Origin of the sequence: Verminephrobacter aporrectodeae subsp. tuberculatae At4, from assembly GCF_000193225.1 — a bacterium.
GTDB lineage: Bacteria > Pseudomonadota > Gammaproteobacteria > Burkholderiales > Burkholderiaceae_C > Acidovorax > Acidovorax aporrectodeae.
In genome coordinates this window covers 1-4,285 of record NZ_AFAL01000067.1, presented here as the reverse complement: position 1 = coordinate 4,285, position 4,285 = coordinate 1, and the positions used below count along the sequence as shown (strand labels likewise).

The following is a 4,285-nucleotide window of genomic DNA, read 5'->3' as shown; positions in this document are numbered from 1 at the left end:
GGGCGCTTTGGCACGGGATGATCCCTGCTGCTGCCTTGGCATCAAGAGGCAACTGGGTCTGAAATAACGAGGAGAGGCGCCCATGAAATTCCCGGTCACCCTGACCCCGGATGAAGCCGATGGCGGCTTTGTCGTGACTTTTCCCGACATCCCGGAAGCCATTACCCAGGGCGAGACCGCCGGGCAAGCCCTGGCAATGGCGCAGGACGCACTGGAGACGGCAATGGAGTTCTATTTTGAAGACAAACGCGCTGTCCCTGTGCCGTCAAAACCCGGGCGTGGACAGCCTGTCGTCGAGCTTCCCGCGAGCGTGTCGGCCAAAGTTTTGTTGCTCAACGAAATGGTGCAGCAGCACATCCGTCCGGCTGAACTGGCCCGGCGCCTGAACACCACCCCCCAGGAAGCCTGAGCCCCAAGCGACTTGTGCCAAGCCACCAGCCCGGGCCGGCATGGACCGGCCGATGTTCCTACAATGCCCCCTCGCGCCGTGCCCGACGGCATGCATCGGCCCTGGAGCCAATGCATGATGGAATTTCAAACCACGAGGAAACCCCACCATGGAACACACCCTGCCCCCGCTTCCCTACGCCATCGACGCACTGGCACCGCACTACAGCCAGGAAACCCTGGAGTACCACCACGGCAAGCACCACAACGCCTACGTGGTGAACCTGAACAACCTGCAAAAGGGCACCGAATTCGCATCCATGGCGCTCGAAGAAATCGTCAAGAAGTCAAGCGGCGCCATCTACAACAACGCGGCCCAGATCTGGAACCACACGTTCTTCTGGAACTGCATGGCCCCGCAGGGCGGCGGTGAGCCCTCGGGCGCGCTGGCCGCCGCCATCGCCGCCAAGTGGGGCAGCTACGCGGCCTTCCGGGAGGCGTTCGTCAAGAGCGCCGTGGGCAACTTCGGATCGGGCTGGACCTGGCTCGTGAAAAAAGCCGACGGCAGCCTGGACATCGTCAACACCGGCGCCGCCGGAACGCCGCTGACCAGCGCCGACAAGGCATTGCTGACCGTGGACGTGTGGGAGCATGCGTACTACATCGACTACCGCAACCTGCGTCCCAAGTTCGTCGAAACCTTCCTCGACAAGCTGGTGAACTGGAAGTTCGCACAGGCCAACTTTGCCGCTTGATCCGGCCGGTCACGGGCGCTGGAACGGCGCGCCGCCGAGCTTGGCGCCGGCCCGGATCCCCCTTTGGGCAAACCAGCCCTGGTTCATCTCCAGCACATAGCGCACGGGCTTGGCAGAGCAGTGCTCGTCCAGCGCCCGGGGCTGCATGTCCTCCAGGTTCACGATGCTGCCGTCGTCCGCAACGAATGCGGCCGTGAGCGGCAGCAGCGTGTCCTTCATCCAGAAGCACTGCCGCGCGGGCTGCTCGAAAACGAACAGCATGCCCTCGTGCTGCGGCATCTGCTTGCGGTGCATGAGCCCGATCTGGCGTTCCCGGGGCGCGAGCGCGACCTGGGCGTCGATGCGGTGCAGGCCCGCGCTGAGTTCGACCCGGCGCAGATCCAGCTGCGGCCCTTCCTGCGCCGCGAGCACGCTGGCCACCAGCGTCAGCGCTGCTGCGGCGCGGCGTGCGAGGCGGGCGGCGGCCGTGGAGGGCAGGGGGGCGGGGGGGAGAGCGGTCATGGGCGCGGCTTTCGGATGGGCATGGACAAGGAATGGACGGCGCTGCGGGCGCTGGGCCCGGGCGCGCAACGATAGCAGCGCCGAATGCCGTCAGCGGGTGCGTCGATGGATTCGCGTGGCGCTGCTGCCGATAGTACGGCGCAGCGCAGGCGGGGCGCTACCATTGCGCACCCGATCCCCGGCGCCGCTGCCCCTGCCATGACCCACACCACCGAATTCGCCCCCGGCCTCGTCGTTCAGGGCGTCGTGCCCCCGCTGTCCCTGTCCGGCTACAAGCTCATCGCCTTCGACATGGATTCCACCCTCATCAACATCGAGTGCGTGGACGAGATCGCCGACGCCGTGGGCCGCAAGGCCGAGGTCGCAGCGATCACCGAGGCGGCCATGCAGGGCGTGATCACCGACTACAAGGAAAGCCTGCGCCAGCGCGTGGCCCTGCTCAGGGGCGTGCGCGTGCAGCACCTGGAGCAGGTGTACGCGGAGCGCCTGCGCTTGAATCCCGGCGCCAGGGAACTCGTCAGCGCCGCGCAGGCCGCGGGCCTGAGCACGCTGCTGCTGTCCGGCGGCTTCAGCTTCTTTGCCGACCGCGTGCGCGCGGTCCTGGGGATCGACTTTGCCCGCTCCAACGTGCTGGAGGTGGAAAACGGCCAACTCACCGGCCGCATGCTCGACCAGGTCTGGGGCGACATTTGCGACGGCGCGCAAAAGCGCCGCACGCTGCTGGAACTGGCGTCGCTCATGGGCATTTCGCCGGCGCAGACGATTGCCGTGGGCGACGGCGCGAACGACCTGCCGATGATGGACGCTGCGGGCCTGTCCGTGGCCTATCACGCCAAGCCCGCCGTGCGCGCGCAGGCCAAGGTGGCCATCACCCGGGGCGGGCTCGACCGCCTGCTCGAGGTGCTGCGCTGAGCGGCCCCCTGCATCTTGCTCCCTGCACGCTTGGGCGCCCATGGCATCCACCACCGACCCTCCGCCCGATCATCCGCGCCCCCGCGGTCCGGCCGACCTGTTCTGGTCCTTCAGCTGGCTCGCGTTGCAGGGCTTTGGCGGCGTTCTCGCCGTGGTGCAGCGCGAGTTGGTCGAGCGCAAGCGCTGGCTGAGCAACGAGGAGTTCGTCGAGGACTGGGCGGTGGCGCAGATCATGCCCGGGCCCAACGTGGTCAACCTGAGCATCATGCTTGGCGACCGCTATTTCGGTCTGCGCGGCGCGCTCGCCGCGTTCGCCGGCATGCTGACGCTTCCGCTCATACTGATGCTGACATTGGCCGTGGCGTATGCCGGGCTCGCGAGCCAGCCGGCAGTCGCCGGTGCGTTGCGCGGTATGGGCGCCGTGGCCGCAGGGCTGATCGCCGGGGTGGGAATCAAGCTCTTCGTCGCGCTCGGCAAGCACCCGCTGGGCCGTCCATGCTGCGCGTTGCTGGCGGCGCTGACCAGCGTGGCCATGGTCGCACTGCGGCTGCCGCTGTTCTGCATCCTGCCGGTGCTGGGCGGCGCGGCCTGCGCGCTGACCTGGAGAAAGCTCGCGCCATGACCCCCGCCGTGCAATTTGCCGCGTTCGGCGCAAGCGACTGGTTGCAGCTGTTTCTGTACCACCTGTCGCTCTCGCTGCTGACGGTGGGCGGCGTGCTCCCCGTGGCACCCGAGATGCACCGCTTTCTGGTCGAGCGGCAGGCTTGGCTGAGCGATCCGCAATTCAGCGCGTCGATCGCCATCGCGCAAGCGGCCCCCGGCCCGAACGTGCTGTTCGTCGCCCTGCTGGGCTGGAACGTCGGGATCAACGCGGGCGGCGGCGGCATCGCCAGCGGACTGCTGGGCGCTCTGGGAATGGCCCTGTGCATGCTGGGCGTGCTGCTGCCCAGCAGCCTGCTGACCTGGAGCGCCGCCCGTTGGGGCCAGCGCAACCGCGCACGGCGGGCCGTGCGCGCCTTCAAGCAGGGCATGGCGCCGGTGGTGATCGGCCTGCTGCTGGCCACCGCCTGGGTGCTCGCGCGTGCGCATGGCGTGCCTGCGACCGACTGGCCCCTGTGGCTGCTGAGCGCCGCGAGCATGCTGCTGGTATGGCGCACCCGGCTGCACCTGCTGTGGCTGCTCGGTGCCGGGGCGCTGCTGGGCGCGCTGGGCTGGGTGTAGAGCGTGTCTGTCCTTGCTACCGGCGCGCCGCGTCACCCCCCATGGCCCTGACCCTCGATTCCTCTGCCATCACCCACGGCATACAGCTCGCGGTGGCGCCGGTGTTCCTGCTCACGGCCGTCGCCGGAATGATCGGTGCGGTGGCCAGCCGGCTGGCGCGCATCATCGACCGCGCGCGCGTGGTCGAAGACCGCGCCGGCGCCGATCCGGAGCTCCTGGCCCGCGCGCACGGCGAACTCGCCGAACTGCGGCTGCGCGGGCGGCTGGCGAATGGCTGCATCGGGCTGCTCACCCTCTGCGCGTTCCTGATCGGCGTGACCATCATCCTGCTGTTCCTGGGCGAGACCACCGACTTCCAGGGCAGCCGGCTCGCCGTGGCCGGTTTTCTGGCCGGGGTGCTGTCGTTTTTGCTGGCGCTGGTGTGTTTTCTGGCCGAGACGCTGCTGGCCACCCGGCTGCTGAACTTTCCCCTGCTGCGCGCAGGGGCGAAGGACCGGGAAAAGCGCTGA

Annotated in this window: 6 protein-coding genes and 1 pseudogene; 6 read left to right on the top strand and 1 reads right to left on the bottom strand. The window is 68.3% G+C overall.

The window, feature by feature from the left end:
• Window positions 1-82: 82 nt before the first annotated feature.
• Window positions 83-403: pseudogene (locus tag VTU_RS25435) on the top strand (type II toxin-antitoxin system HicB family antitoxin); the annotation flags it as partial.
• A gap of 154 nt (window positions 404-557) precedes the next feature.
• On the top strand, window positions 558-1,142 hold the full coding sequence (locus VTU_RS0102840) for a Fe-Mn family superoxide dismutase (protein ID WP_010100549.1): 585 nt from the start codon (window positions 558-560) through the stop codon (window positions 1,140-1,142).
• 9 nt (window positions 1,143-1,151) lie between these two features.
• Here the strand turns inward: VTU_RS0102840 and VTU_RS0102835 are convergent, their stop codons facing one another.
• Window positions 1,152-1,643 carry a DUF192 domain-containing protein gene (locus tag VTU_RS0102835; protein ID WP_010100548.1) on the bottom strand — a complete coding sequence of 164 codons (492 nt, stop codon included), beginning with the start codon at window positions 1,641-1,643 and terminating at the stop codon, window positions 1,152-1,154.
• Window positions 1,644-1,841: 198 nt separating this feature from the next.
• Between VTU_RS0102835 and serB the strand changes: the two genes are divergently transcribed.
• From serB to VTU_RS0102815, 4 genes are read left to right on the top strand one after another with little or no spacing between them, the layout of a single operon-like run.
• The gene (gene serB, locus VTU_RS0102830) at window positions 1,842-2,555 is read left to right on the top strand and encodes a phosphoserine phosphatase SerB (protein ID WP_010100547.1); all 714 of its coding nucleotides are present in this window, start codon (window positions 1,842-1,844) and stop codon (window positions 2,553-2,555) included.
• Between the two features lie 40 nt (window positions 2,556-2,595).
• Window positions 2,596-3,177: a chromate transporter gene (locus tag VTU_RS0102825; protein ID WP_010100546.1), complete on the top strand. Its 582-nt coding sequence runs from the start codon at window positions 2,596-2,598 to the stop codon at window positions 3,175-3,177.
• Window positions 3,174-3,776 carry a chromate transporter gene (locus VTU_RS0102820; RefSeq protein WP_010100545.1) on the top strand — a complete coding sequence of 201 codons (603 nt, stop codon included), beginning with the start codon at window positions 3,174-3,176 and terminating at the stop codon, window positions 3,774-3,776. The genes VTU_RS0102825 and VTU_RS0102820 overlap by 4 nt, the downstream gene beginning before the upstream one ends.
• Window positions 3,777-3,817: 41 nt before the next feature.
• Entirely contained in the window at window positions 3,818-4,285 is a 468-nt protein-coding gene (locus VTU_RS0102815) for a DUF2721 domain-containing protein (protein WP_010100542.1), read from the top strand.